The organism is Bradyrhizobium nivariense (assembly GCF_029846695.2).
Classification (GTDB): domain Bacteria; phylum Pseudomonadota; class Alphaproteobacteria; order Rhizobiales; family Xanthobacteraceae; genus Bradyrhizobium.
Window position 1 is genome coordinate 118475 of record NZ_JARWCR020000009.1, and the last position, 24509, is coordinate 142983.

General features: G+C 64.2%; 24 protein-coding genes and 3 pseudogenes. 12 read left to right on the forward strand and 15 right to left on the reverse strand.

Annotation, left to right across the window (positions count from 1 at the left end):
* Positions 1 to 37: 37 nt before the first annotated feature.
* Together kdpA and QCM77_RS10295 are read right to left on the reverse strand one after the other, a co-directional pair.
* Entirely contained in the window at positions 38 to 1741 is a 1704-nt protein-coding gene (gene kdpA / locus QCM77_RS10290; RefSeq protein ID WP_279659483.1) for a potassium-transporting ATPase subunit KdpA, read from the reverse strand.
* A gap of 112 nt (positions 1742 to 1853) precedes the next feature.
* Positions 1854 to 1943 (reverse strand): K(+)-transporting ATPase subunit F, encoded by a 90-nt coding sequence (locus QCM77_RS10295; protein WP_279659482.1) that lies wholly within the window; start codon positions 1941 to 1943, stop codon positions 1854 to 1856.
* Between the two features lie 597 nt (positions 1944 to 2540).
* Between QCM77_RS10295 and QCM77_RS10300 the strand changes: the two genes are divergently transcribed.
* From QCM77_RS10300 to QCM77_RS10325, 6 genes are all read left to right on the forward strand, one after another.
* On the forward strand, positions 2541 to 3008 hold the full coding sequence (locus tag QCM77_RS10300) for a hypothetical protein (protein ID WP_279659481.1): 468 nt from the start codon (positions 2541 to 2543) through the stop codon (positions 3006 to 3008).
* A gap of 147 nt (positions 3009 to 3155) precedes the next feature.
* Positions 3156 to 3347 carry a hypothetical protein gene (locus tag QCM77_RS10305; RefSeq protein WP_279659480.1) on the forward strand — a complete coding sequence of 64 codons (192 nt, stop codon included), beginning with the start codon at positions 3156 to 3158 and terminating at the stop codon, positions 3345 to 3347.
* 18 nt (positions 3348 to 3365) lie between these two features.
* Complete coding sequence (locus QCM77_RS10310) at positions 3366 to 3767, forward strand: hypothetical protein (protein WP_279659479.1); 402 nt, start codon at positions 3366 to 3368, stop codon at positions 3765 to 3767.
* Positions 3768 to 3857: 90 nt separating this feature from the next.
* Positions 3858 to 3986 carry a hypothetical protein gene (locus QCM77_RS10315; protein WP_279659478.1) on the forward strand — a complete coding sequence of 43 codons (129 nt, stop codon included), beginning with the start codon at positions 3858 to 3860 and terminating at the stop codon, positions 3984 to 3986.
* 179 nt (positions 3987 to 4165) lie between these two features.
* Complete coding sequence (upp, locus tag QCM77_RS10320) at positions 4166 to 4801, forward strand: uracil phosphoribosyltransferase (protein WP_279659477.1); 636 nt, start codon at positions 4166 to 4168, stop codon at positions 4799 to 4801.
* Between the two features lie 33 nt (positions 4802 to 4834).
* Positions 4835 to 6421 (forward strand): AMP-binding protein, encoded by a 1587-nt coding sequence (locus QCM77_RS10325; RefSeq protein WP_279659476.1) that lies wholly within the window; start codon positions 4835 to 4837, stop codon positions 6419 to 6421.
* Between the two features lie 7 nt (positions 6422 to 6428).
* Here QCM77_RS10325 and flgL read toward each other — a convergent pair.
* A pseudogene (flgL, locus tag QCM77_RS10330) lies at positions 6429 to 6587 on the reverse strand (flagellin); the annotation flags it as partial.
* 21 nt (positions 6588 to 6608) lie between these two features.
* Here flgL and QCM77_RS10335 point away from each other — a divergent pair.
* Positions 6609 to 7137, forward strand: a pseudogene (locus tag QCM77_RS10335) (transposase); the annotation flags it as partial.
* Between the two features lie 41 nt (positions 7138 to 7178).
* Here the strand turns inward: QCM77_RS10335 and QCM77_RS10340 are convergent.
* A complete protein-coding gene (locus tag QCM77_RS10340) occupies positions 7179 to 8345 on the reverse strand; it encodes an acyl-CoA dehydrogenase family protein (protein ID WP_279659475.1) in 1167 nt (388 codons plus the stop codon).
* Positions 8346 to 8739: 394 nt separating this feature from the next.
* Between QCM77_RS10340 and QCM77_RS10345 the strand changes: the two genes are divergently transcribed.
* The 4 genes and pseudogenes from QCM77_RS10345 (at position 8740) to QCM77_RS10360 (ending at position 12052) form a co-directional block, all read left to right on the forward strand.
* Complete coding sequence (locus tag QCM77_RS10345) at positions 8740 to 9942, forward strand: CaiB/BaiF CoA transferase family protein (RefSeq protein ID WP_279683217.1); 1203 nt, start codon at positions 8740 to 8742, stop codon at positions 9940 to 9942.
* Positions 9943 to 9972: 30 nt separating this feature from the next.
* A pseudogene (locus QCM77_RS10350) lies at positions 9973 to 10440 on the forward strand (MaoC family dehydratase); the annotation flags it as partial.
* On the forward strand, positions 10440 to 11291 hold the full coding sequence (locus QCM77_RS10355) for an HpcH/HpaI aldolase/citrate lyase family protein (protein ID WP_279659473.1): 852 nt from the start codon (positions 10440 to 10442) through the stop codon (positions 11289 to 11291). The pseudogene QCM77_RS10350 and the gene QCM77_RS10355, both read left to right, overlap by 1 nt.
* 20 nt (positions 11292 to 11311) lie before the next feature.
* Positions 11312 to 12052, forward strand: a complete 741-nt coding sequence (locus tag QCM77_RS10360; RefSeq protein ID WP_279659472.1) for an IclR family transcriptional regulator — start codon at positions 11312 to 11314, stop codon at positions 12050 to 12052.
* A gap of 7 nt (positions 12053 to 12059) precedes the next feature.
* Here the strand turns inward: QCM77_RS10360 and QCM77_RS10365 are convergent, their stop codons facing one another.
* The 3 genes from QCM77_RS10365 to QCM77_RS10375 form a co-directional block, all read right to left on the reverse strand.
* Positions 12060 to 12476 carry a hypothetical protein gene (locus QCM77_RS10365; RefSeq protein ID WP_279659471.1) on the reverse strand — a complete coding sequence of 139 codons (417 nt, stop codon included), beginning with the start codon at positions 12474 to 12476 and terminating at the stop codon, positions 12060 to 12062.
* A gap of 151 nt (positions 12477 to 12627) precedes the next feature.
* Positions 12628 to 12870 carry a type 2 periplasmic-binding domain-containing protein gene (locus QCM77_RS10370; protein ID WP_279659470.1) on the reverse strand — a complete coding sequence of 81 codons (243 nt, stop codon included), beginning with the start codon at positions 12868 to 12870 and terminating at the stop codon, positions 12628 to 12630.
* 66 nt (positions 12871 to 12936) lie between these two features.
* Complete coding sequence (locus tag QCM77_RS10375; RefSeq protein WP_279659469.1) at positions 12937 to 13734, reverse strand: fumarylacetoacetate hydrolase family protein; 798 nt, start codon at positions 13732 to 13734, stop codon at positions 12937 to 12939.
* A gap of 205 nt (positions 13735 to 13939) precedes the next feature.
* Here QCM77_RS10375 and QCM77_RS10380 point away from each other — a divergent pair, with 205 nt between their 5' ends.
* Positions 13940 to 14839 carry a LysR substrate-binding domain-containing protein gene (locus QCM77_RS10380; protein WP_279659468.1) on the forward strand — a complete coding sequence of 300 codons (900 nt, stop codon included), beginning with the start codon at positions 13940 to 13942 and terminating at the stop codon, positions 14837 to 14839.
* Between the two features lie 31 nt (positions 14840 to 14870).
* Here the strand turns inward: QCM77_RS10380 and QCM77_RS10385 are convergent, their stop codons facing one another.
* The 8 genes from QCM77_RS10385 to QCM77_RS10420 form a co-directional block, all read right to left on the reverse strand.
* A complete protein-coding gene (locus QCM77_RS10385; RefSeq protein ID WP_279683218.1) occupies positions 14871 to 16367 on the reverse strand; it encodes an amidase in 1497 nt (498 codons plus the stop codon).
* A 16-nt stretch (positions 16368 to 16383) separates the two neighbouring features.
* Positions 16384 to 17181, reverse strand: a complete 798-nt coding sequence (locus QCM77_RS10390) for an FAD binding domain-containing protein (protein WP_279683220.1) — start codon at positions 17179 to 17181, stop codon at positions 16384 to 16386.
* An 11-nt stretch (positions 17182 to 17192) separates the two neighbouring features.
* Complete coding sequence (locus QCM77_RS10395; protein WP_279683222.1) at positions 17193 to 19580, reverse strand: xanthine dehydrogenase family protein molybdopterin-binding subunit; 2388 nt, start codon at positions 19578 to 19580, stop codon at positions 17193 to 17195.
* Positions 19581 to 19582: 2 nt separating this feature from the next.
* Complete coding sequence (locus tag QCM77_RS10400) at positions 19583 to 20068, reverse strand: (2Fe-2S)-binding protein (RefSeq protein WP_279659464.1); 486 nt, start codon at positions 20066 to 20068, stop codon at positions 19583 to 19585.
* A 29-nt stretch (positions 20069 to 20097) separates the two neighbouring features.
* The gene (locus QCM77_RS10405) at positions 20098 to 21204 is read right to left on the reverse strand and encodes an ABC transporter ATP-binding protein (protein ID WP_279683224.1); all 1107 of its coding nucleotides are present in this window, start codon (positions 21202 to 21204) and stop codon (positions 20098 to 20100) included.
* A 7-nt stretch (positions 21205 to 21211) separates the two neighbouring features.
* Positions 21212 to 22102 carry an ABC transporter permease gene (locus QCM77_RS10410; RefSeq protein ID WP_279683226.1) on the reverse strand — a complete coding sequence of 297 codons (891 nt, stop codon included), beginning with the start codon at positions 22100 to 22102 and terminating at the stop codon, positions 21212 to 21214.
* Positions 22099 to 22977 carry an ABC transporter permease gene (locus QCM77_RS10415; RefSeq protein WP_279659461.1) on the reverse strand — a complete coding sequence of 293 codons (879 nt, stop codon included), beginning with the start codon at positions 22975 to 22977 and terminating at the stop codon, positions 22099 to 22101. The genes QCM77_RS10410 and QCM77_RS10415 overlap by 4 nt, the downstream gene beginning before the upstream one ends.
* Before the next feature lie 82 nt (positions 22978 to 23059).
* Positions 23060 to 24421 carry an ABC transporter substrate-binding protein gene (locus QCM77_RS10420; protein ID WP_279683228.1) on the reverse strand — a complete coding sequence of 454 codons (1362 nt, stop codon included), beginning with the start codon at positions 24419 to 24421 and terminating at the stop codon, positions 23060 to 23062.
* Positions 24422 to 24509 lie beyond the last annotated feature (88 nt).

The window sequence follows — 24509 nt, forward strand, 5'->3', positions numbered from 1 at the left end:
AACAATCAGAAGACTTATCGATCAGAACACTTTTCGATCAGAAGACTTGGCCAGCGTTCATCGCGAGATGCTCGACGATGGGGCCGAGCGCGAGTGCCGGGAAGAAGGTCAGGCCGCCGATGATCAGGATCACGCCGACGACGATGCCGACGAACAGTCCGCCCGTGGTCGGGAGCGTGCCCGCCGACGGCGGGATCGACTTCTTGGCGGCGAGCGAGCCCGCAATCGCCATCGCCGGAATGATCATGAAGAACCGGCCGACGAACATCGCGCTGGCGAGTGTGAGGTTGTAGAAGAAGGTGTTGCCGGTGAGACCCGCGAAAGCCGAGCCGTTATTGCCGGTCGCCGAGGTGAAGGCGTAGAGCACTTCGGTGAAGCCATGCGGACCGGCATTCGCCATCGAGGCGACCGCCGCCGGATAGACCACGCCGACCGCGGTCCAGCCAAGATACATCAGCGGCAGCACCAGGATCGCGAGCATCGCCATCTTGACCTCACGTGCCTCGATCTTCTTGCCGACATATTCCGGGGTGCGGCCGACCATCAGGCCAGCCACGAAGATCGCGAGCACGACAAAAAGCAGCATTCCATAGAGACCGGCGCCGACGCCGCCGATGATGATTTCGCCGAGCTGCATGTTGATCAGCGGGATCATGCCGCCGAGCGCGGTAAAACTGTCATGCATCGCGTTGACGGCGCCACAGGAGGCGGCCGTCGTGATTACGGCGAATAGCGAGGACGCGACGATGCCGAAGCGGACCTCCTTGCCTTCCATGTTGCCGCCGGTCAGGCCGAGCGCATGCAGGGTCGCGGTGCCGCCGGCTTCCGCCCAATAGGTGACGGCGACGCCGGCGACGAACAGCACGCCCATCACGGAGAGAAGCGCCCAGCCCTGGCGCTGGTTGCCGACCATGCGGCCGAACACGTTGGTGAGCGCAGCGCCCAGCGCAAAGATCGACAGCATCTGCACGAAGTTCGACAGCGCGGTCGGATTCTCGAAGGGATGCGCCGCATTGGCATTGAAGAAACCGCCGCCATTGGTGCCCAGCATCTTGATCGCGACCTGAGAGGCGACCGGGCCGACCGCGATGGTCTGCTTGGCACCTTCGAGCGTGGTCGCCTCGACGTAGTCGCCGAGCGTCTGCGGCATGCCCTGCCAGACCAGGAACAGCGTGTAGACGACGCAGACCGGCAGCAGGACGTAGAGCGTGCACCTGACGACGTCGACCCAGAAATTTCCGACGGTGCGCGCCGAGGCGCGCGAGAAGCCGCGGATCAGGGCGACCGCCAGCGCGATGCCGGTTGCCGCCGACAGAAAGTTCTGGTGTGTCAGGCCGAGCATCTGCACGAGATAGGACAGCGTGCTCTCGCCGCCGTAGTTCTGCCAATTGGTGTTGGTGATGAAGGATATCGCGGTGTTGAAGGACAGATCCGCGGCGACCGCTGCCTGTCCCGCCGGATTGAACGGCAACACGGCCTGAAGCCGCATCACGCCGTAGATGATGAGGAAGCCGCCGACATGAAACAGCAGCATGGCGACCGTATAGGTCAGCCAATGCTGCTCGCGCTTTTCGTCGACGCCGGAAAGCCAGTAGATGCCGGCCTCGATCGGACGCAGCACCGGCGACAGGAACGTCCGCTCGCCGTTGAACACCCGCGTCATGTACCAGCCGAGCGGCTTTGCGAGCGCGACGATAATGACGCAAAAGAGAATGATCTGGAGCCAACCGATCACAGTCATGGAATCAACCCTTCAGGCTTGGTGTCCGGCGCAGGAGCGGCACGAACACCGCAAGCAAGCAGGCGACGAGCGCGGCGTCCGCCCGCAGCAATTCGACAAGCGGCAGCACGGGTCAGAACCGCTCGGGCCGCAGTAGCGCGTAGGTGAGGTAGCTCAGGAGGCCGAACGAGACGGCACCGGCAAGTGCATAATCGAAGATCATGGCCCGCTCCGTCACAGCCGTTCGCAGGCGTAGGTATAGCCGATCGCAAGCGCAAAGAAGCCGAAGCCCAGCGCCAGCAGCAGAATGTCCATCATGGGATTGCTCCTCGTTGCGCCCTCATGTCCGGCGCAATCGCTTCTCGGGGACCCGGCGAAGCTCGAAGGAAACGCAGGCGCATTTCCACAGGCGGCAGCCGGGACTCTTGACCGTGCTGAAGTGCCACCACAGGCATAGGTTTTCGAGATGAGGGCTATGGCGAAGTTATAGGAATCTCATAAAGGCTAGGGTTGGCGGCACGATCAAGCGAGGCTCGCGTGGCAACCTCCACTGTCGTCCCGGCGAAGGGACCCATACCATCGGCTTTGGTTTGGCGAAGACTCGGAGTTGAAAGCTTCGCGCGACAACTTCTCCCTGGAAGTATGGGTCCCGGCCTTCGCCGGGACGACGGTTGGCAGCACATTGCGTCCCTCACCGCCCCATCCGCACACTTATGAAATCCTTATATTTCTCGCCCCCTCCTCATCTCGTTTTCAAATGCCCTTCCAGCCATGATGGGAATGCCGGCCGACTGACCGACGCCAATTCCAGGAGGCCTACATGACCGCAGCACTCCGCCGTTACGATCCACCTTCGCTCAGCAAACGCCTGCGCAATGCGCATGCGTTGACGCGGCCGCTGATGCTCGAGATCATCGATCATGCCTGCCGGCGCTTTAATTCGCCCGGGCAGAGCGAGCGCGCGACGCGGGTTATGCGCCTGGTCGATGCTGGAGCCTGGACCGATGCAGCGCTGGCGCTGATTGCGCTCGAGCTGCCGCTGTGGCAGGTCCGCCGCGTCGCCTATGACGAGGGCGAGTGGCATTGCGCGCTTTCGCGTGAACGCGAATTGCCGGACTGGCTGGACGCCGCGATCGAAGCCCGCCACACGGATCTCGCACTCGCCCTGCTATCGGCCTTCGTCGAAGTGCAAGCATTGATCGTGGAGGTGTCGCGGCCCAGCGTCCCCTCCGTGCGCCCGGCCCTGGACGCGCTCTACGAACCGGTCGGCTGCGAAAATTTCAGCTAGTCCGCCGGACACGGCATGGTTCAGGGCACTTATGACGTTCCTATATCGCTGCACGGACAGTCGTCTCGCATTCCTATGCTGCGACATCCATCATACGAGGCGGATCGGAGCGGCCGTCCCGCCGCACCACAGATAAGGACTTCCAGGATGTCGATGCTGACACATGGCTTTGACCGGCCCTTTGACGAGGTCGAACGCCCGGTGCGGATCACGAAGGCGCGCAAGGTCCAGCTCAAGCGCCTGGCACTACGCGCGCTGGCCGTGCTCTCGATGGGCAGCGTGCTCACCGCGCTCATCGCGTTGAAGACAGCGATCTATGTCTGGCACCTGCACGCCTGACCAGAATGGCGGACCATCATGACCTTGCAGATGTGTGAGGAGGCCGCGATGGCGCCAATCGCGCTTCAAGCTGCCCGTCGCGGGCCCGAGGCCCGGCAGGCGCAGGTGTTGCTCAAGCCGCTCGATCCCGACGTCGTCAGCGCCTCCATTCCCGCCTTCTTCATCGGGCGCAACACGGCCGGCCTCTGGATTGCCCGGGACGCGAACGGACGCATCGGCGGCCTGTCCTGTTCAAGAGCTCGGCGGTCGATTTCCGCCAACCGGCAGAGCAAGCCGGCAAGATGCGCGCTGGTGTTTCCCACCGGGACTTTTGGGCTCGACATCGAGAACCGCGGCAATCCGCTGATCGTGCTGGCCACGCGATTGCTGGAGGGTGCCAAGCGGCTCGCCGCGCTCGTCGCCGCAAGGCGACTGACATGATCGAGCTCAAGATCATCATCCTGGTTGCAATGATGGGTGCATTGCTCCTCGGCATGCGCCTGACTTCAGCGCCGGCTTCGGACGGCTAGCATGCAACTCCTCAAGGGAAATCTGGAGCATGCGGTCACCACGACCATCCTGACTATGACGCTGAGTCTGATTTGGGGCGCGATCCTGACGCTCGTGATCACGCTTCTGGCGCGCGGGCTCGGCGTCTAGCTCCTACCGCCATACGCCTGGCGATCGACCCCGAATTGACCATGGCTGCCTACGTGGCGAGCAATCGGGTCGCAGCGCGGTGGCGGTGCCCGGTCGAAGCCGCGTATACCCTTTGAAAAGGCTTGGCCAAAGACCTGCCCGATCTGGCGCAGTTTCACGGAACCGTGTAGATCGGTTTCATGAGCATCAGCAACGTCAACGTCGTCGCCCACCCCCTGGTTCAGCACAAGCTCTCCCTGATGCGGGAGAAGGACCGCTCGACCAAGAGCTTTCGCGAGATCCTGAACGAGATCGGGATGCTGCTCGGCTACGAGGTGACGCGCGACCTGCCGCTGGAGTTGGTCCAGATCGAGACGCCGATTGCGCCGATGCTGGCGCCCAAGATCGCCGGCAAGAAGCTCACGCTGGCGCCGATCCTGCGCGCGGGCGTCGGCTTCCTCGACGGCATGCTTGCGCTGATGCCCTCGGCGCGCATCGCCCATATCGGGCTCTACCGCGATCCCGATACATTGCAGGCCGTGGAATATTACTTCAAGGCGCCGCAGGACCTGTCGGACCGCACCGTGATCCTGATGGATCCGATGCTGGCGACCGGCAACTCGGCCTGCGCCGGCGCCTCGCTGCTGAAGGCGCGTGGCGCCCGCGACATCCGCTTCGTCTGCCTTCTGGCCGCGCCCGAGGGCATTGCGCGGTTCCAGCGCGAGCATCCCGACGTGCCGGTCTGGACCGCCGCGATCGACGAGCGGCTCAACGACCACGGCTACATCGTGCCGGGGCTGGGCGACGCCGGCGACCGGATGTTCGGCACCAAGTAGACAGGTTTGTGCGATCGGGCTACTCCGGTTGCCATGCCTGCCAACGAATTTTCACTGCAATCGCTGATCCGGACCGAGGCCGCCGCCGATCCGGCCTTCGTGTTCGACGGCACGCCGGTCTCGCGCGCGGAATTTTCGGAAAAGATCGAGCAGACCACCGCCTGGCTTGCCGCACGGGGCATCGGCAAGGGGGACGTGATAGCGGTCTGGCTGGTCAACCGGATCGAATGGATCGCGCTGCTGTTCGCCGCCGCACGCCTTGGCGCAGTCGTCGCCGCCGTCAATACGCGCTACCGCAGCGCGGAGGTCGCGCATCTGCTCAAGCTGTCCGGCGCCAGGCTGATGGTGGTCGAAGCCGCGTTCCGCTCGATCGACTTTGCCGCTATCCTCGCCGACGTCGCCAGGGACGAGGTGCCCGCGCTGCGAGAGCTCGCGGTGGTCGGCGCGGATGCGATTCCCGCCCAATGGCCATGCGTGCGCTTCGATGCCTTCGAGAAGCCCTATCCGCCCGCCCTGCCGGCTCCGGACGATTTCGACCTGCCGGTTCTGCTCTACACGACGTCGGGCACGACCAAAGGGCCAAAACTCGTCGCGCATTCGCAGCGGACGTTGGCCACGCATGCCGCCTCCGTCGCCGAGGCGCTGAAACTCTCGCCGCAGCGCCATTCGCTGCTGGCCATGCTGCCGATCTGCGGCACCTTTGGTATGACGAGCCTGCTCGGCTTCGTCGCAGCGGGCGCGATCGTCCATGTGCTCGACGCCTTCGAGGCGGCGCCGGCGCTGAAGCTTCTCGGCGAGTGCAGGATCACGCACGCCTTCGGTTCGGACGAGATGTTCCGCCGCATCCTCGCCCTCACCGATGCGCCGCGTCCGTTTCCGCATCTCGAAGTCTGCGGCTTCGCAGCGTTCCAGCCCGGCTGGCGCGAGCTCGCCGCGGAGGCCGAGGCCCGCGGCATGCCCCTGTTCGGCCTCTACGGTTCGAGCGAGGTGCAGGCCCTGTTCTCGATCGCACGCTCCAGTGATGGCTTCGCCGATCGCATCGAGGGTGGCGGCTGGCCGATGTCGCCCGACACGACGGTGCGTGTGCGCGACACCGAGACCGGCGAGCTCGCGGCTCGAGGTGTTTCCGGCGAGATCGAGATCAGCGCGCCGTCCTGCTTCCTCGGCTATTTCAACAATCCCGAAGCGACGCGCGATGCGATCACCGCCGACGGCTTCTTCCGCACCGGCGATATCGGCCGTCTCCGCGGCGACGGCGCGTTCGTCTACGAAACTCGCGCGGGCGATGCGATGCGGCTCGGCGGCTTCCTGGTTGCGCCCGGCGAGATCGAGGACGAGCTCAAATCGTGCGCTGGTGTGGCCGACGCCCAGGTCGTCGCAGTCGATCTGAAGGGAAACGCACGCTGCGTTGCCTTCGTGATCCCCGCCCAAGAACCCCACCACGAGCCGCCGCGGCAGGAAGCGTTGATCACGCGCCTGCGCGAGCGGCTCGCCGGCTACAAGGTCCCGGCGCGGATCTATGTCGTGGAGGCCTTCCCCGTCACGGACAGCGCGAACGGCGTCAAGATCCAGCGCGCCCGGCTTCGTGCCATCGCGATGGAGCGCATCGCGGCCGAATGAGCCGGCCCTATTTCAGATAGCTCGAAAGATTCAGACTCAGGATCTTGCCAAGCGCCGAATAGGACGCAGTAAGTTGCGCCTCGTAGGTCGAGAGCTCCGCCGTAACGGCAGCGACGTCGACGCTGGTGAGGTCGCTCGACAACGTCTCGGCATAGCTTTTGTAGTCCGGTCGAAGAAATCGGACAAGCCGGTCGCGATCGTCTCCTACGACGAGAAGCCGGGGATCCAGGCGATCGCGACGACAGCACCGGATCTGCCGCCAGTGCCGGGCGTGCATGCGACCTTCGCGCGCGATCATGAGTACAAACGTCACGGCACGCTCAGCCTGTTGGCGGGGATTGACCTGCTCACCGGGAAGGTCCACGCGCTCGTCAAAGACCGCCACCGCAGCCGAGAGTTCATCGAATTCCTCAAGCTCCTCGATGCTCCTATCCGGCCAAGACCGCGATCAAGTTGATCCTCGCATCTCGAGAGAAACCAGAACCTGGCTCGACACACGACCGGCAGGCCGCTTCCAGTTTACCTTCACGCCCAAACACGGCTCCTGGCTCAACCTCATCGAGGGCTTCTTCTCCAAGTTCGCCCGCTCCGTCCTGCGTCACATCCGGGTCACATCAAAGCACGAACTCAAAGAGCGCGTCATGGCTGGAGTTGATGACATCAATCGCCATCCCGTCGTCCATACCTGGTCCTACAAACTCGCCGAGGCCACCTGATATGATTCGAACCAAGAAATCGCTGACCTAGTACGACTTGCTTAGTATGACTTGGCCAGTCCAAGCACCTTTTCCGCGATAAAACTGAGCGCGAGCTGCGGGCTGACCGGCGCGATGCGCGGGATCAGAACTTCGCGCAAGTAGCGCTCGACGTGGAACTCCTTGGCATAGCCGAAGCCGCCATGGGTCATCACCGCCTGCTCGCAGGCGTGATATCCGGCCTCACCCGCAATGTATTTCGCGGCATTGGCGGCGCCGCCGCAGGGCATGCCCTTGTCGTATTGCCAGGCCGCCGACATCACCATCAGCCAGGCCGCCTCGAGCTCGACCCAGTTTACGGCCAGCGGATGCTGAATGCCCTGGTTCTTGCCGATCGGCCGGTTGAACACGATTCGGGTCTTGGCGTATTCGGTCGCGCGCGACAGCGCGAGCTTGCCGAGGCCGACCGCTTCCGCCGCGATCAGGATACGCTCGGGGTTCATGCCTTCGAGGATGTATTGGAAGCCGCGGCCCTCTTCGCCGATACGGTCCTCCATCGGGATTTCAAAGTCCTCGAAGAACAGCTCGTTGGAATCGACGACCTTGCGGCCCATCTTCTCGATCTCGTGGACCTTGATCTTCTTGCGGTCGAAGTCCGTGTAGAACAGGCTCAGCCCATGCGTCGGCGAGCGCACCTCCTCCAGCGGCGTGGTACGCGCCAGCAACAGGATTTTGTGCGCAACCTGGGCGGTCGAGATCCACACCTTCTGGCCGTTAACGATATAGCGGTCGTTCTTGGCCACCGCGCGGGTCTTGAGCTGGGTGGTGTTGAGGCCGGTGTTGGGCTCGGTGACGGCAAAGCACGCCTTCTCGCGCCCCTCGACCATCGGCGGCAGCATGCGCTTGCGCTGTTCCTCCGTGCCGAACACGACGACGGGATTGAGCCCGAACACGTTGATGTGCACGGCGGATGCGCCGGACATGCCGGCGCCGGATTCCGCGATCGCGCGCATCATGATCGCGGCTTCGGTGATGCCGAGCCCGGAGCCGCCATAGGCCTCCGGCACGCAGATGCCGAGCCAGCCGGCGTCGGCCAGCGCCTTGTGGAAGTCGTGTGGAAAGCCGCCGTCGTGGTCCTTTTTCAGCCAATAGGCATCGTCAAAGCCTTCGCAGATCTTTGCGATGGCGTCGCGAATGGCTTCCTGCTGATCTGTGAGCGCGAAATCCATGTTCTTGATCTCCTTATTGGGAGCCGCGTGACGTCCTGCTCGCTGTCGACATCGGCACAGGCCTTTGGCGTGATCGCTTCCGACGCCTCGTCCATCGCCTTCTTCAGGTCGCCCGGCAATTTGTCCCAGACCTATTGATTGATCGAGTACGCGACGATGAAGCTGCCGAAGCTGACACCGCCTGCCGTCCCTATGCCGACGGTCGTCAGCCTGTCGCTGCCGACCGCCCAGCCCCCGCTCCAATTCTTGCTTGAGTTAAAATACATATATGTGAACTTATCTGTCAAGTATATGAATAATACATGGGCATGCACCGGGCCGCGAGGTCTCTGAATTGACAGCACCAATTTATGAATTCTAACTCCACGTATATGAATACGACCAACGAGGCTCTATGGGACCGCTCGCCGGCATCACCATTCTCGACCTGACCTCCGTCTTGATGGGGCCCTATGGCACCCAGGTGCTGGCGGACATGGGCGCTGAAATCATCAAGGTCGAAAGCCCCGAGGGTGACATCGTTCGCCAGATCGGTCCCGGCCGCACGCCCGGCATGGGTGGGATGTTTCTCAACGCCAACCGCGGCAAGCGCAGCATCGTCCTCGACCTCAAGAAGAAGGAAGGCCGCGAGACGCTGCTGCGGCTCGCCAAGCGCGCCAACGCACTCGTCTATAATGTGCGCCCGCAGGCGATGGCGCGGCTCGGCCTCGACTACGAGACGCTTCGCGAGATCAATCCGGCCCTCGTCTATGTCGGCGCCTTCGGCTACGGCCAGTCCGGCCCCTATGCCGCGAAACCCGCCTATGACGATCTGATCCAGGGCGCCGCCACCATTCCTACGCTGCTCGCCGCGGCCGGCGACGGCACGCCACGCTACGTTCCCGTCACCATCGCTGACCGTATCGTCGGACTGATGATGGTCAATGCGATCATGGGCGGACTGATGCACCAGCAGCGCACCGGCATCGGCCAACGCATCGACGTGCCGATGTTCGAGTCCATGACGGAGTTTGTGCTGGTCGATCATTTGGGCGGACTGACCTACGACCCGCCGCTCGACCATGGCGGCTACGCCCGCCTGCTCTCGCGCTATCGAAAACCCTACCAGACCAGCGACGGCTATCTCTGCGTCCTCATCTACAACGACAAGCAATGGCGCAGCTTCTTCGAGGCGATCGGGCAGCCGGAATTTCTGGAACAGCCGCGCTTTGCCAACCACGCCGCGCGCACCAGGCATATCGACGAGATCTACGAGGAGATCGGCCACATCTTCCTGACACGCAGCACCGCGGAGTGGCGTGAACTCCTGGAGCGCGCCGACATTCCGGTGATGCCGATGCATACGCTGGAGACGATCCTGGACGACCCGCATCTCAACGCGGTCGGATTCTTCAAGACGGTGGATCACCCCGTGGAAGGCCGCATCCGCCAGATGGGCGTGCCCTCGACTTGGAGTGTGACCCAGCCGGAGCCCGCAGGCCCCGCACCGACGCTCGGCCAGCACGGCCGCGACATCTTGCGCGAGGCCGGGTTCTCTGCGGACGAGATCGAAGCGCTTGCGCAGCAAAAAGCAGTTCACCTGGCAGCGCCGCCTTAAAGCGCGGGCGCTGGCCAAAACGTAGGGCACAGGGAGGAAACCGCGATGGCCGGACTTTATTTCGAAGACTTTTCCGTTGGACAGGAGTTCAGGCATCCGCTGACCCGGACCGTCACGGAAATGGACAACACCATGTTCAGCCTGTTGACGCTCAATCCGCAGCCGCTGCATATCGACGCGCATTTCTCCGCCCAGACCGAATTCGGCCAGCGCATTTTCAACAGCCTTTACACCCTCGGCATCATGATCGGCATGACGGTCTATGATACCACCATGGGTACCACCGTCGCCAATCTCGGCATGACCGACGTCACTTTTCCAAAACCGGTCTTCCATGGCGACACCTTGCGGGCGACGACGAAGGTGCTTTCGTTGCGGGAATCCAAATCGCGCCCGAAGGCGGGCATCGTCGAGTTCGAGCACCACGCTCTTAACCAGAACGACGAGATCGTCGGAAAATGCCGCCGCATGGCGATGATGCACAAGAGGCCGGTCTGATGCGTTCGATGCTGTTCGTGCCGGGCGATTCCCCGCGCAAATTCGAGAAGGCGAGCGAAGGCAATGCCGACGCGCTGATCATCGATCTCGAGGACTCCGTCGTCACCGACAAGAAACCGGAGGCGCGCGGGCTCACGCTCGCGATGCTCAGGGGTCGCCGCGGCCCGCATCAGCTCTATGTCCGCGTCAACGCCCTCGACACCGACATGACGCTCGCCGATCTCGCCGCGGTGATGCCTGGCAAACCCGACGGCATCGTGCTGCCGAAATCGCAAGGCGGCGACGACGTACGCCAAGTCGCGAGCTGGCTCGAAGCTTTGGAAGCTGCGGCTGCTATCGCGGCCGGCTCGACCCGTATCGTCTGCGTCGCGACCGAAACCGCCGGCTCGATCTTCGGCCTTGGCAGCTACAAGGGCTGCTCCCCTCGCCTCGCCGGCCTGATGTGGGGCGCGGAAGACCTTTCGGCCTCGCTCGGCGCTACTGAGAAGGCGTCAGGCGGCGTATTCCACAGCCCCTATCGTCTGGCGCGCGATCTCTGCCTGATGGCGGCTGCCGCGGCCGAGGTCGCGGCGATCGACACGGTCTATACCGACATCGACAATCTCACGGGGCTCGAGCAGGAAACGCGCGCGGCGCGGCGCGACGGTTTTTCGGCGAAAGCGCTGATCCATCCCAAGCATGTCGACGTGGTCAACGCGGCGTTCGAGCCGACCGAGGCCGAGCGCAATTGGGCGGAGAAGGTGATCGCGGCGTTCGCGAGCAATCCGAACTCCGGCACGCTACGCCTCGACGGCCAGATGATTGACAAGCCGCATCTTCGCGCCGCGAAGAAGATCCTCGGCCAGCCCTAGATCGGGACGCAAGTCTCACCATGATCGTTCGCCAAGCCGCAAACGTCCTGGAGATCATGGAGTTCTTCGCGCAAACGAGGAAGCCAGCGACGCTTACCGAGATCGCCGATCATTTCGGCTGGCCGCGCTCGTCGACCTTCAACCTGCTCGCGACGCTGTCGGAGAAAGGCTACCTCTACGAACCGCGGCCGCGCGCAGGCTTCTATCCGACCCCGCGCTGGCTGGCGATGGCGCGGATGATCTCGGAGGTCGAGCCGCTGCCGCCCTGGACGCACACGCTGATCGCCGACCTCTCGGCGGAGACCGGCGAGACCGCCTCGATCGTGGCACCGGCCGGCGTGATGGCCGTCTTCATCGACGTCGTCGAGTCCCAGGCCGCGATCCGCTATTTCGCCACCATCGGCCATCGCGTGCCTATTCATGCCACCGCGAGCGGCCGCGCGCTGCTGCTGCAATATTCACGCGAGGAGCGCGACTCCATCTATCGCAAGATCGAGTTCAAGCAGTACGGCCCATCAACGCCGATCAGCATCGAAGCCGTCGAGACCGAGCTGCGCAATTCGATCGCGCGCGGCTATTGTCAGAGTTTTGGCGACTACAGTCGCGATCTCGCCGGCGCAGCGATCCCGCTGCCGATCAGCGATCGCAGACTCTCGGTTGTCGTCGCTGGCCCTGAGTTCCGGATCGGGCCGAAGGTCGGGGAAGTCGCGGCGCTGATCGCACGGACGGTCGATCGGCTGCGGCCGAAGGCGGCGGCGTAAGCTGACCTCAGTCGAATCCTTGAACCGGCGGCGTCGTGGTCTGCGCGGGCACCGCAGGAGCAGCTTGAACGGGCTGCGCCGCAGGCGCGGCTTGAACCGGCGGATTGCCGGCAGCTCTCATCTGGCCGTTCGCATCCATCGCCTCGCGTGTGCGCGGCGGAGCGCCGGTCGCAGCCGCGCGGTACGCCTCGCGACGCGGCAGCTGCCGATGTCTCGCCGAGCGCGAACCTCGCACGCCCCAAGACCGGGCGATCGAAGGTCCGGCGGTGTAGCCGACCACAGCGCCCGCGACCGCGCCGATCGGACCCAGCACGACGGCGCCGGACACGGCGCCCAATGCCGCAGCCCCAGCGCGCTCCTGCGCAACGGCGCTTGCAGGCACACTAGCCAGCATCACGATGGCAATGATCAGAGCTTTCTTCATCGGAGCGCCTCCCTCACCGGAGATCACTCTTACTCAAATATGGCCGCACAAGGTTTGTTCGTTGCCCAACACGGGGCAATCGCCGATGGAACTCCGGCAATTCAAAGGCCTTCGCCTTCAGATCGTGGTCCCGGCGGAGGCAGATCGGCAACTACGGCGCGACCTTGGCCGCCTCCTCCGGCTTCACGAACTTTGTCAGCTTCGCCTGCTTCAGGGATTTCTCGACCGTGCGTGACGTCGATGTCCCCTCGCTGCAGCCGATCCGTCGTCCGGCGCGATCGACATCCGCAACGGAGCGGATGTCCGAGCCGGCACGCACGAGATAACCACTCATATACGCGACATAAGCGGGCCCCTGGTCGACGAACTGCTCGCGCTTGACGTCCGCCGGCATGAACGAAAGATCCCAAACGCTCTTGCCGCCCGCCGCGGCGATCTCGTCGGAGCTCTGCCGGATCGCTCAGACGATCTTGATCGACATGTCCGGCAGGCCCTCGAGCTTGCACAGCAGCACGTCGCCCTTCACCACAGGGCCGACATTCTCCGGGGTGCCGGAATAGATGATGTCACCGGCCTTGAGCTCAAAGGCTTCCGAGAGCTTTGCGATCTGCTCGGCGACGCTCCAGATCATCTTGCTGAGATCCGAGCTCTGCTTCACCGTCCCGTTGATCGCCAGCGAAATGGCGCCCTTCTCGAAGTGACCGGTCTTGCTGGCCGGATGGATCGGGCCGATCACCGCGGCGTGGTCAAAGCTCTTGCCGATCTCCCACGGCTTCTTTTCCGCGGCCATGCCGTTCTGGAGATCGCGCCGGGTCATGTCGAGGCCGAGCGCGTAGCCATAGACATGGTCGAGCGCCTTCTCGGCCGGGATGTTGGAGCCGCCGGATTTCAGCGCGGCGACCAGCTCGACCTCATGGTGGTAGTTCTTGGTCAGCGAGGGATAGCGATGATCGGCGACCTCGCCGATCGCGACGTTCTGGATCGCATCGGTCGGCTTCTGGAAGAAGAACGGTGGCTCGCGGTTCGGATCCGAACCCCGCTCGATTGCGTGCGCCGCATAGTTGCGCCCGATGCAGTAGATGCGGCGAACCTGGAACACTTGGGTTTCGCCGACGATCGGGATCGCCACAATCGGCACCGGGAAGAGCGGCTTCGGCCCGGCCTGCGCCGAAGCCGGCGCAACTTCCGCGATTGAAGCAGCACTCGCGGCCGCGGCAATTGCGAGCAGCTCTCGTCGCGTTGGCGATATCTTTTTCATGCTTTGTGCTCCCTTTTTATGTTCGTTGGGCGCGGCATGCGCGCCGGCCTGCCTGATAATCGATATTCCGTATGCCAGCAACGCTGGACTGGCACGATGCGGGTCGCCAAATTGATGAGAACAAAGCCGCCTGCGGCCGGGCCTTCCCGATGACTCCCTCGCCTAGCATGGAACTTGCATAAATTCTGGGCGACAGGGACGCCGCATGAACCTCATCAGTCTCGACATCCGCACGCTCCGGTCGCTGATCTCCGTGGTCGAGACCGGCAGCATCACCGAGACCGCGCGACGGCTGGGTCGCACCCAGCCGGCCATCACCCTGCAACTGCAGCGGCTGGAGGAGCTCACCGGCAAGCAATTGTTCGAGCACGCCGGCCGCCGGCTGATGCTGACCGAGGACGGCACCACGGTTCTCACCTACGCCAAATCCATCCTGCGGTTGCATGACGAGCTGATTTCGCAACTGGCCTCGCAGGAGATCGAAGGCCAGGTCGTGCTCGGAACGCCCGACCTCTATGCCGCGTTCATGCTGCCGCAGATCCTCAGCGTGTTCCGAAAATCCTTTCCGCGTGTTCAGGTCGAGCTGAATTGCGCGCTCTCGACGCCGCTGGTCGGCCTCGTCAAGCGCGGCGACGTCGACATCGCGCTCGTCACCCGCATGAACGATTTCACCGGCGGCCAGGTGGTGCGGCGCGAACAGTTGGTCTGGATGACCGGCGAGCAATCCGCTGCGGACCAGGAGCGCCCGATCCCGCTCGCACTATTGCCGCCCGGCAACATCTATCGCGACTACGCCATTGATACGCTGGAGCGTGCAAGTCTGCGCTGGCGCATCGCCTGCGTCAGCGAAAGCGTCGGCGGCCTCCAGGCCGCGGCCTTCGCGGGCATGGCTGTTACCGTGCTCGGCCGCAGCGCGCTGGTGCCGGCGATGCGCGAGATCGGCCCGAACGAGGGCCTGCCGCCGCTGCCGAAGATCGAGCTGCTGCTTTACAAGTCGAGCGGCGCGACCTCGAAAGCAGCGACCGCGCTGCACGATTATCTCGCGCACTATCTCCGCCTCGACGAAGAGCTCAGCGGCCGCGGCGGGCCGATCGAGTTGTCTTAGCCACCATCAGTTGGACTCGCGGAGACTCCCCTCACCCCACCCCTCTCCCCGCAAGCGGGGCGAAGGAGCGCACCGCGACCTGCGGCCAGAACTTTGCCCAAGGTTGCGCCGCTTCGAACGCGGCAGCAATGCGGAAGATCGTGGGCTCGTCGAGCCAGGGCGAGACGATCTGGAGACCAATCGGCATTCCCTCGCGATCGAAGCCGCAGGGCAGCGTCGCCGCCGGAAGACCGGCGAGATTGATCGGCCAGGTGAAGGGCGACCAGCCCAGATGCGGATCGACCCTGCTGCCGTCGATCGTGTCGACACCGATCTGGCCGGCTTCGAACGCGGTCACCGCGACCGTCGGCGTTACCAGCGCATCGACGCGCTCGAACAATTTTACGAAAGCACTGCGCGCCTGGCCGCGGCGGTAGCCGGCTTCGATATAGTCTGTGCCGCTGTAATGGCGGCCGGCAGCGATGACATCGCGATAGTCGGCTTCGGAGCCGGCCAGATCGACCGTGGTCTTGGTCGCAACTGCCGCGGCCTGTTCGGTGAAGGCGATCGGCTTCAGCGTGTGCTCCAGGATGCCGGGATCGAGGCCCGGGCCGTCGATGGTGACCCGCGCGCCGCAGGCGTCGAGAATGGCGAGCGCCTTGCCGAATGCCGCGCGCACGTCGGGGCTGACGGCGGCATAGCCGAGATCGACGCTGGCGCCGATGCGAATGCCGTTCAAAGACTTGGCATTGGTGTCAAACCGCCGCGGCGCCACCGGCAAGCTCGCGGGATCGCGCGGATCGTAGCCCGCGATGATCTCCAGCGTCAGCGCGGCATCCGCGACCGTCCGCGTGATCGGTCCGGTATGCGCAAGTGAAGCCCATGATGGCGGCGAGAACCCGGGCGAGCGTGGCACGAGGCCAAAGGTCGGCTTGAGCCCGAACACGCCGCAGAACGACGACGGCACGCGGATCGAGCCGACGCCGTCGGTGCCGATCGCAATCGGGCCACAGCCCGCGGCAACGCCCGCCGCCGCGCCGCCGCTCGATCCGCCGCTCGTGCGACCAGGATTCCAGGGGTTTCGCGTGGTGCCGGTGACGGGGCTGTCCGCCGTAAGCTTGTAACCGGACTCGCAGGTCGTGGTCTTGCAGGTGACGATGGCACCGGACGCCTTCAGCGCCGACACGACCGCCGCGTCGACATCGGGCACGAATGCCTTGTTCATCGGCGAGCCGCCATAGGCCGGCACACCCGCGACGAAGACGAGGTCCTTGATCGTGACCGGCACCCCGGCGAGCGAGCCCTTGGCATCGCCGGCGTGCATCTCCCTGGTGAGACGATCGGCCTCCGCCCTCGCCTGCTCGTACATCGGCGTCACCACCGCGTTGCAGGCCTCGTTCGTCGCCTCGAGCGCGGCGATGGTGTCGTCGACGACATCGCGCGGGGTGAACGCCTTGCGCCGGTAGCCGGCCATGATCTCGGTTGCAGAAAGCGCGCCAAGGCCAGTCGGCGCCGGCGGGAACGCCGCTCGGCCAGAACCATCAGTCATCATCAACCTTAAAAAGCTAGCAGAGCGCCGCGTCGACGGCGCGCTTGGCCATGACCGTGACGAGATGCGCACGATAGTCGGCTTCGGCGTGGATGTCGGAGGTAAGGCCGTCGGTATCGATCTTGATCGCCGCGATCGCGGACGGATCGAAATTTTGCGACAGCGCCTCCTCCATCGGAGGAACGCGGAACACGCCGGAGCCCGCTCCGGTCACGGCCACGCGGACGTCATCGGCAAATTTCGCGACGAACACGCCGACCAGCGCATACCGCGACGCCGGCGCCTTGAATTTTGCGTAGCCGGCCTTGAGCGGCACCGGAAAGCGGATCGCCATGATGATCTCGCCCGGCTCGAGCGCGGTCTCGAACAGGCCGAGGAAGAACTTGTCGGCTCCGATCTCGCGCGCGTTCGTGACGATGGTGGCGCCGAGACCGACGACGCCGGCCGGATAATCCGCTGCCGGATCGTTGTTGGCGACCGAACCGCCGATGGTTCCACGACTGCGCACGGCGGGATCACCGATCATCGAGGCCAGCGCGGCTAGCCCGGGGATTTTTGTCTGTACGAGCTTCGAGGCAGCCACCACCGCATGCGGCGTCATCGCACCGATGGTGATCGTGGCGCCATCATCGGTAATGCCTTTGAGATTTGGCAGCTTTGAGAGATCGACCAGCGCCACGGGACTTGCCAGCCGCTGCTTCAGCGTCGGGATCAGCGTCATGCCGCCGGCGATGAGCTTGCTGTCCTCGATCGAGGTCAGCAGTTTTGCAGCGTCAGGAATTTGGTCCGGCTGGTGATAGGCAAACGGTTTCATGGTTGTCCTCCCTATTCCGCGGCGACCGGCAGCGACGCGTTTTGCAGCAGGCGCCAGATCCGGTTCGGCGTCGCCGGCATGTCGACATGGGTGACGCCGAGATGCGACAGCGCATCCACCACCGCGTTGATGACGGCGGCCGGCGAACCGATGGTGCCGACCTCGCCGCAGCCCTTCACGCCCATCGGCGTGTGCGTGCACAGCGTCGAATGGGTCGCGATTTTCATCATCGGCATGTGGTCGGCGCGCGGCATGCAGTAGTCCATCAGCGAGCCCGAGAGCAGCTGGCCCGAGCCCTCATCATAGACCGCGTTCTCGTACAGCGCCTGGCCGACGCCCTGCACGATGCCGCCGTGCAACTGGCCCTCGACGATCATCGGATTGATGACTGTGCCGACGTCGTCCACCGCCGTGTAATCGACGAGCGTCACCGTGCCGGTCTCCGGGTCGACCTCGACCTCGGCGATGTGGCAGCCGCCGGGATAGGTGAAATTGACGGGGTCGTAATAGGCCTGCTCTTCCAGTCCCGGCTCCAGCACCTCGAGCGGATAGTCATGCGGTACATAGGCCGCGCCTGCGATCGCCTCGAACGTCTTGGTGCGGTCGGTGCCCGCGACCGAGAACTTGCCGGCCTCGAACTGGATATCCACCTCGGCAGCCTCGAGCAGATGGGCCGCGATCTTCTTGCCCTTCGCGACCACCTTGTCGGTTGCCTTCGATAGTGCGGCGCCGCCGACCACCAGCGAGCGCGAGCCATAGGTGCCCATGCCGAACTGCACGCGATCGGTATCACCGAACACGATGTCGACGTTCTCAAAGGGGACGCCGAGCTTTTCCGAGACGATCTGCGCAAAGGTCGTCTCATGGCCCTGGCCGTGGTTGTGGGTGCCGATCATGACCGTGACCTGACCGGTCGGATGCACGCGCACCGTGGCGCTCTCGTAAAGACCACCGCGTGCACCGAGCCGGCCCGCGAAGCGCGACGGCGCAAGGCCGCAGGCTTCGACATAAGTCGAGTAGCCGAGCCCGCGGAACTTGCCCTTGCTGGCCGAGCCCGCCTTGCGCACGCCGAAGTTCTTGACGTCGGCGGCTACCAGCGCGCCGTCGAGGCAGCCCATCGGATCGCCGGAATCGTACTGCACCAGCACGGGCGTCTGGTACGGATAGGCTTCCTTCGGGATCATGTTGCGGCGGCGGAGCTCGACGCGATCGATCCCCATCTCGGCGGCCGCGACGTCGACGATGCGCTCCAGCACGAAGGTCGCCTCGGGCCTGCCCGCGCCGCGATAGGCGTCGACCGGAACGGTGTTGGTGAAGACCACCTTCACATTGCAGTAGATCGCCGGCGTCATGTAGACGCCGCCGAGCAACGGTCCGTACAGATTGGTCGGGATGTTCGGCCCGAAGGTCGAGAGGTAGCCGCCCATATTGGCGAGCGTCTTGACGCGGAAGGCCAGGAACTTTCCGTTTTCGTCAAGTGCGAGCTCGGCCTCGGTGACGTGATCGCGGCCATGCCGATCGGACACGTAGCCTTCCGAGCGGCTCGCGACCCACTTGATCGGCCGCATCACGCGCTTGGCGGCCCAAGTGATCACGGCTTCCTCGCCGTAATGGAACTGCTTGACGCCAAAGCCGCCGCCGACATCGGGCGCGACCACGCGCAGCTTGTGCTGCGGGATGTTGAGCACCAGCGCGCCCATCAGGAAGCGCACGACGTGCGGGAACTGGCTGGTGGTCCACAGCGTGAAGCGATCCGTTCCGGGCTCATATTCGGCGATCGCCGCACGTGGCTCCATCGGGTTGCCGATCAGGCGGTTGTTGACCAGGCTGAGTTTTGCGACATGCGCGGCCTTGCGGAACGCGGTCTCGACGGCGGCCTTGTCGCCGAGCTCCCAGTCGCAGCAGAGGTTGTTCGGCACGTCGTCGAACAATTGCGGCGCGCCCGGCCTGATAGCTTCGAGCACGCCGACCACGGAGGGCAGCACCTCGTAATCGACCTTCAGCAGTTCGGCTGCCGCGTCGGCCTGCTCCGGCGTCTCCGCGATCACAAAGGCCACCATGTCGCCGACGAAACGCACCTTGCCTTGCGCCAGCATCGGGAATGGCGGCTCCTTCATCGGCACGCCTTTGGCGTCCGAGATGCCCCAGCCGCAGGGCAACGAGCCCAGCTTGTCGGCCGCGACATCCTCGCCGGTCAGCACGGCGACGACGCCGGGGGCCGCAAGCGCCTCAGCTTTGTCGATCCCGCGCAGGATCGCATGCCCATGCGGCGAGCGCACAAACACGCCCGCTGTCACGCCGGGACGCTTGATGTCGGAGACGTAATTGCCGCGCCCGGTGAGGAAACGCTGGTCTTCCTTCCGTTTCGGTGAGGCGCCGATCCCGATCACATTGCCCATGGTCACTCTCCCTTGGCGGCGTTCATGGCGGCAGCGCCTGCCATCACCGAGACGACGATGTTCTGGTAGCCGGTGCAGCGGCAGATGTTGCCTTCGAGGCCGTGACGGACATCGGCCTCCGTCAGGCCCGGCTTCTCCGCTGCAAGCGCCACGGCGGTCATCAGCATGCCGGGCGTGCAAAAGCCGCATTGCAGGCCGTGATGCTCGCGAAACGCCTCCTGCATCGGATGCAGCCGGTTCGAACCAGGTGCGCCCTGGAGACCTTCAATGGTGAGCAACGTCGCGCCGTCGAGCGCGGGTGCCAGCAGCGTGCAGCTTTTCACCGGCAAGCCATTGAGATGCACCACGCAGGCACCGCACTGGCTGGTGTCGCAGCCAATATGAGTGCCGGTGAGGTTGAGCCGCTCGCGCAGCAGCTCGGCGACGAGCGTCGCCGGCTCGACATCGACAGTGGTTGGCCGTCCGTTGAGTGTGAAGGATATCTGCACGATCGAACTCCCTGTGCGCGACGGCTCTCTTAGGCGAGTGGAAGGGCGCTGCCGGTGGCCCAGGTGGCCAACACGACATCGCCGACGGTGAAGGGATCCGCGAAGAAGGTCTTTTCCGGCACGTAGGCGACGAACGCGTCGTCCGGCACGGTATCGAGCATGACCTTGACGAAATAGCCCTGGTATTCGATTGCGAGCACGCGGCTCGGCAGCGAATTGGTGCAGCCGGGCGGCAGCTCCTTCCCCGGCCGCACCAGCGCGACGTCGTCGCGGCGCACCGCGATATCGACCTTGTCGCCGACGCTGACGGTCGAGCGCGCCTGAAGGGGCACCTCGATGCCATCAGGGGCCGCCTGCGCCAGCGTAAAGCTCGCACCATTGACCTTCTCCACCCGCCCCGACAGCACGTTCTGGCCGCCCATGAATTCGGCGACATAGCGGTCGTGCGGATGCGCGTAGACGTCGCGCGCCGCGCCCGCCTGCTTGATCCTGCCCTGTTCCATCACCACCACGAGATCGGCCAGCGCGATCGCCTCAAGTTGGGTGTGGGTGACGTGGATGAAGGTGATGCCGAGCTCCTGCTGCATCCGCCGCAGCTCCTGGCGCATCTGCACGCGGAGCTGCTCGTCGAGCGCCGACAGCGGCTCGTCGAGCAGCAGCACCCGCGGTTCGGTGATCGCGGCGCGCGCGAGCGCCACGCGCTGCTGCTGGCCGCCCGAGAGCTGCGCCGGCAACCGGTCGGCGAATTGCGTCAGCCGCACCTTCTCGATCATGGCGTCAGCGGCGCGCAGCCGGTCCGCCTTCGACATGCCGCGCACGCGCAGCGCAAAAGCGATGTTCTCGCGCACCGTGAGATGCGGGAACAGCGCATAGGACTGGAACATCATCGCGGTGCGCCGCTGCACCGGCGCGAGCCCGACGACGTTCTGCCCGCCGATGACGATCTCCCCGGCGGTCGGATCTTCATGGCCGGCGATCATGCGCAAAATCGTGGTCTTGCCGCAGCCCGACGGACCGATGAAGCAGCAATAGGCGCCGTCGGCGATCCTGAGGTTGACGCCGTCAACCACGTTGGTCGCGCCGTCAAAGCTCTTGCACACGCCCGCCAGTTCGATATCGCCGCGATCGCTCTTCATTCCCAGCTCAACCCTTTGTACGGCTGCCGCGTTTCTTCTGGATCAGCACGATGCTGCCCAGGCTCGCGCCGATGACGATGAAGGAGACGATGGTCGTTACCGTGCCGAGCGCGTAGAGCGACGGCGAGGTGACGTTCAGCGTCATGCTCCAGATCTCGAGCGGCAGCGTGTTGAGCGAGCCCGCGGTCTGGAGACTGCGCGCGAACTCATCATAAGACAGCGTGAAGCCGAACAGTGCCACCGCAACCAGGCCGGGCGCGAGCACCGGGATCATCACCAGTCGGATCGACTGCCAGCGGCTGGCGCCGAGATCGTAAGCCGCCTCCTCCCAGACGTGATCGAAGCGCGACATCACCGCGAACATCACCAGCACGCCGAAGGGCAGCGTCCAGGACAGCTGCGCACCCAGCGCCGAGGTGTACCAGCTCGCATTGAGCCCGAGCGCCTGGAACAGCAGGCCAGTGCCAAGGCCGAGCACGAGACCCGGCGCGACCAGGCTTCCGATCATCATGTAGAACACAGCGGTGTCGCCCCGAAAGCGCTTGCGAAAGCCGAGCCCGGCGAGGAACGAGACCACCACCGTGATGATGGTGACGATGACGGCGAGCTTGATCGAGCGGTCGAACGAGCCCTTGACGTCACCGGTCCGCACCTGGGTGAAGAGATCCACGAACCAGTGCATCGACTGCCCCTTCATCGGGAACACGAGGCCGCCGCGGATATCCTGAAATGACAGGATGTAGATGCAGAACATCGGGCCGTAGAGCGCGAGCACATAGAGCGCAAACAGCATCGCGAGAACGTAGAAGGTCCAGGGACGACCGCCCTTGCTCGGCGCGATCGCTTTGGTCGTTGCCGGCGCAACGGTCTCGGGCATGTCGACCAAGACCGCGCTCATCGCGTGATCTCCTGCCGGATGTCGACGGTGCGCAGGATCAGCGAGACGATCGCGACCAGCACTAGCGTCAGCAACACCGCGCTCGCGGCCGCGGTCGGATATTGCAGCACGCCGACGTCCTCGTAGAACGCGCTCACCACCGAGGCCGAGCCGCCACCGGACATCACCTTGACCACGAAGAAGTCGCCCATCACGATCGAGACCACGAAGATGGTGCCCAGCGCGATGCCGCTCTTGGACATCGGCACCACGATCAGCCGCATGATGTCGAAACGGCTGGCGCCGGCGTCGATCGCGGCCTCGATCAGCTTCTTGTCGATCCGCGCCATGGAGTTGAAGATCGGCACGATCATGAAGATGGTGAGCTGGTGGACATAGGCGATGACCACCGCGAGGTCCGAGAACAGCAGCACTTCCAGCGGCTGGCGGATCACGCCCATTCCCAGCAGCGCCTGATTGATCAAGCCTTCCTTGCCGAGCAGCGGGATCCAGGAGATCATCCGGATGATGTTCGAGGTCCAGAACGGCACCGTGCACAGCAGGAACAGGCCGATCGCGAGCAACTGGTTACGGACATGAAACACCAGGAAATAGGCGACGAAAAAGCCGATGATCAGCGTGAAGATCCAGGTCAGCACCGTGAACTTGATCGTCGCCAGATAGAGCTTCAGCGTCAGCGTCGAATGCAGCACCTCGACATAGCTCGCGAGCGTGAAGCCCGGCGTCAGCCCGCCAAAACCGTCGGTGGCAAAGAAGCTCGCGGCCAGCACGACCAGGATCGGCGCCACGAAGAACGGCAGGAGCACCGCTATCAGCGGCGACACATAAAGCCAGCCGGCAATATTTGCGCGCGATGGATTTGGACTGGGCTGCATAGTGACGAATGCCTCGAAGTCGGCGTTCTCGCACCGGCGCACGTCACGCGCCGGTGCTTCGTTAGGTCAGGGAAAGCAGGTTTCACGCCACCTTGAAGTCGTTCCAGCGCTTGTTCATGTAGGCGGCTTCGTCCATCAGCGTGTTCCAGCAGGAGATGTTCTTGACGCGATCGAGGAAGGAGCCGCCGTCGCGCTTGGTGCCGGTCTTCTCCATCGGCACACCGTAGGGATCGTTCACCACCTCCGGCGCGGGCTGGCCCTCGTACCAGAACGCCCATTCGGCCGGCGTGAGGAATTTCTTCGCGGTCGACGGCACCGGGCTGTAATAGCCGTAGCGCGCGACGAAGCCGCCCTGCCAGCCCGACAGATACCAGTTGAGATATTCGTAGGCGGCGTCCAGCTTCTTGCCGGAGAGGTGCTTCATCAGGCCCATGCCATTGCACCAGCCGCGATAGCCTTCCTTGCCGTTCTTGATATTGACCGGCGCGTAGACGCAGGGGATTTCCTTCACGCGTACCGCGGCGACCGCCGGCGACCACATCGACTGGATGACCACTTCGCCTGCCGCCATCAGCTGCACGGACTGATCGAAGGTGGTCCAGGTCGCGCGGAACTGGCCCTGCTTCTTCAGCTCGATCAGCTTGTTGCAGGTGAAGTCGATCTCTTCCTTGGTCATGTTGCCCTTGTTGCCATACTTGATCAGGCCCGCGCTCTCGAAGCAGAGCGCCGCGTCCATGATGCCGATCGCGGGCACGTCGAGGATCGCGGCCTTGCCTTTGAATTTGGGATCGATCAGATCCTTCCATTCGGTCACTTCATGACCGACGAGGTCGGGCCGATAGCCGATGGAGTCGGCGTTGTAGACCTGCGGCAGGAACGTCGCCCATTCGGTGACGCCGTCGTTGAGGTCGGTCGCGTCGGGCTTGGCGATATACATGGCCTCGTAGGGCGAGATGCCCTGGCGCGGGATCTTGTGGCCGTCAATCTCGCCCTTGGTGAAGATCGGCAGGATGCTGTCGAATTCCTTGACCTTCCTGACCTCGATGCCCTGGATCACGCCGCGCTTGGCGGCGAGCTTCGCCTGCCAGCCCTCGAGGTCGGCGATATCGACCGTATTAGGCTGACTTATGAAGCGGTTGATGGCGGCGGAGGTGTCGAGGTTCTGCATCGTCACCTTGAAGCCGAGATCCTTGGCGGCCTGGTCGCCGATCGCCTTCACCACCGAATAGGACACGCCGACATGACGCAGCTCGATGTCCTTGATCTCCTGCGCCCAGATGGTCGGGAATCCGCGGATCGCGTCCGACCCTGCGGCTGCACCCGCGACCGCGGCGGCGCCCTTCAACAGCGTGCGCCGGCTCAGCTTTTTGGTCGACCTGACGTCCGCTTTGGCTTCCGTTCCCGTTGAAACGGAAGTGGATGTCCGCTTATCCCTGTCAAGCATGGCAACCCTCGTTGGTTACGATGAACGCTCGCACCGATCGCCATTGACCGGCTGCGATATGATCGATTGCGCATGAGGCTATGGGCGG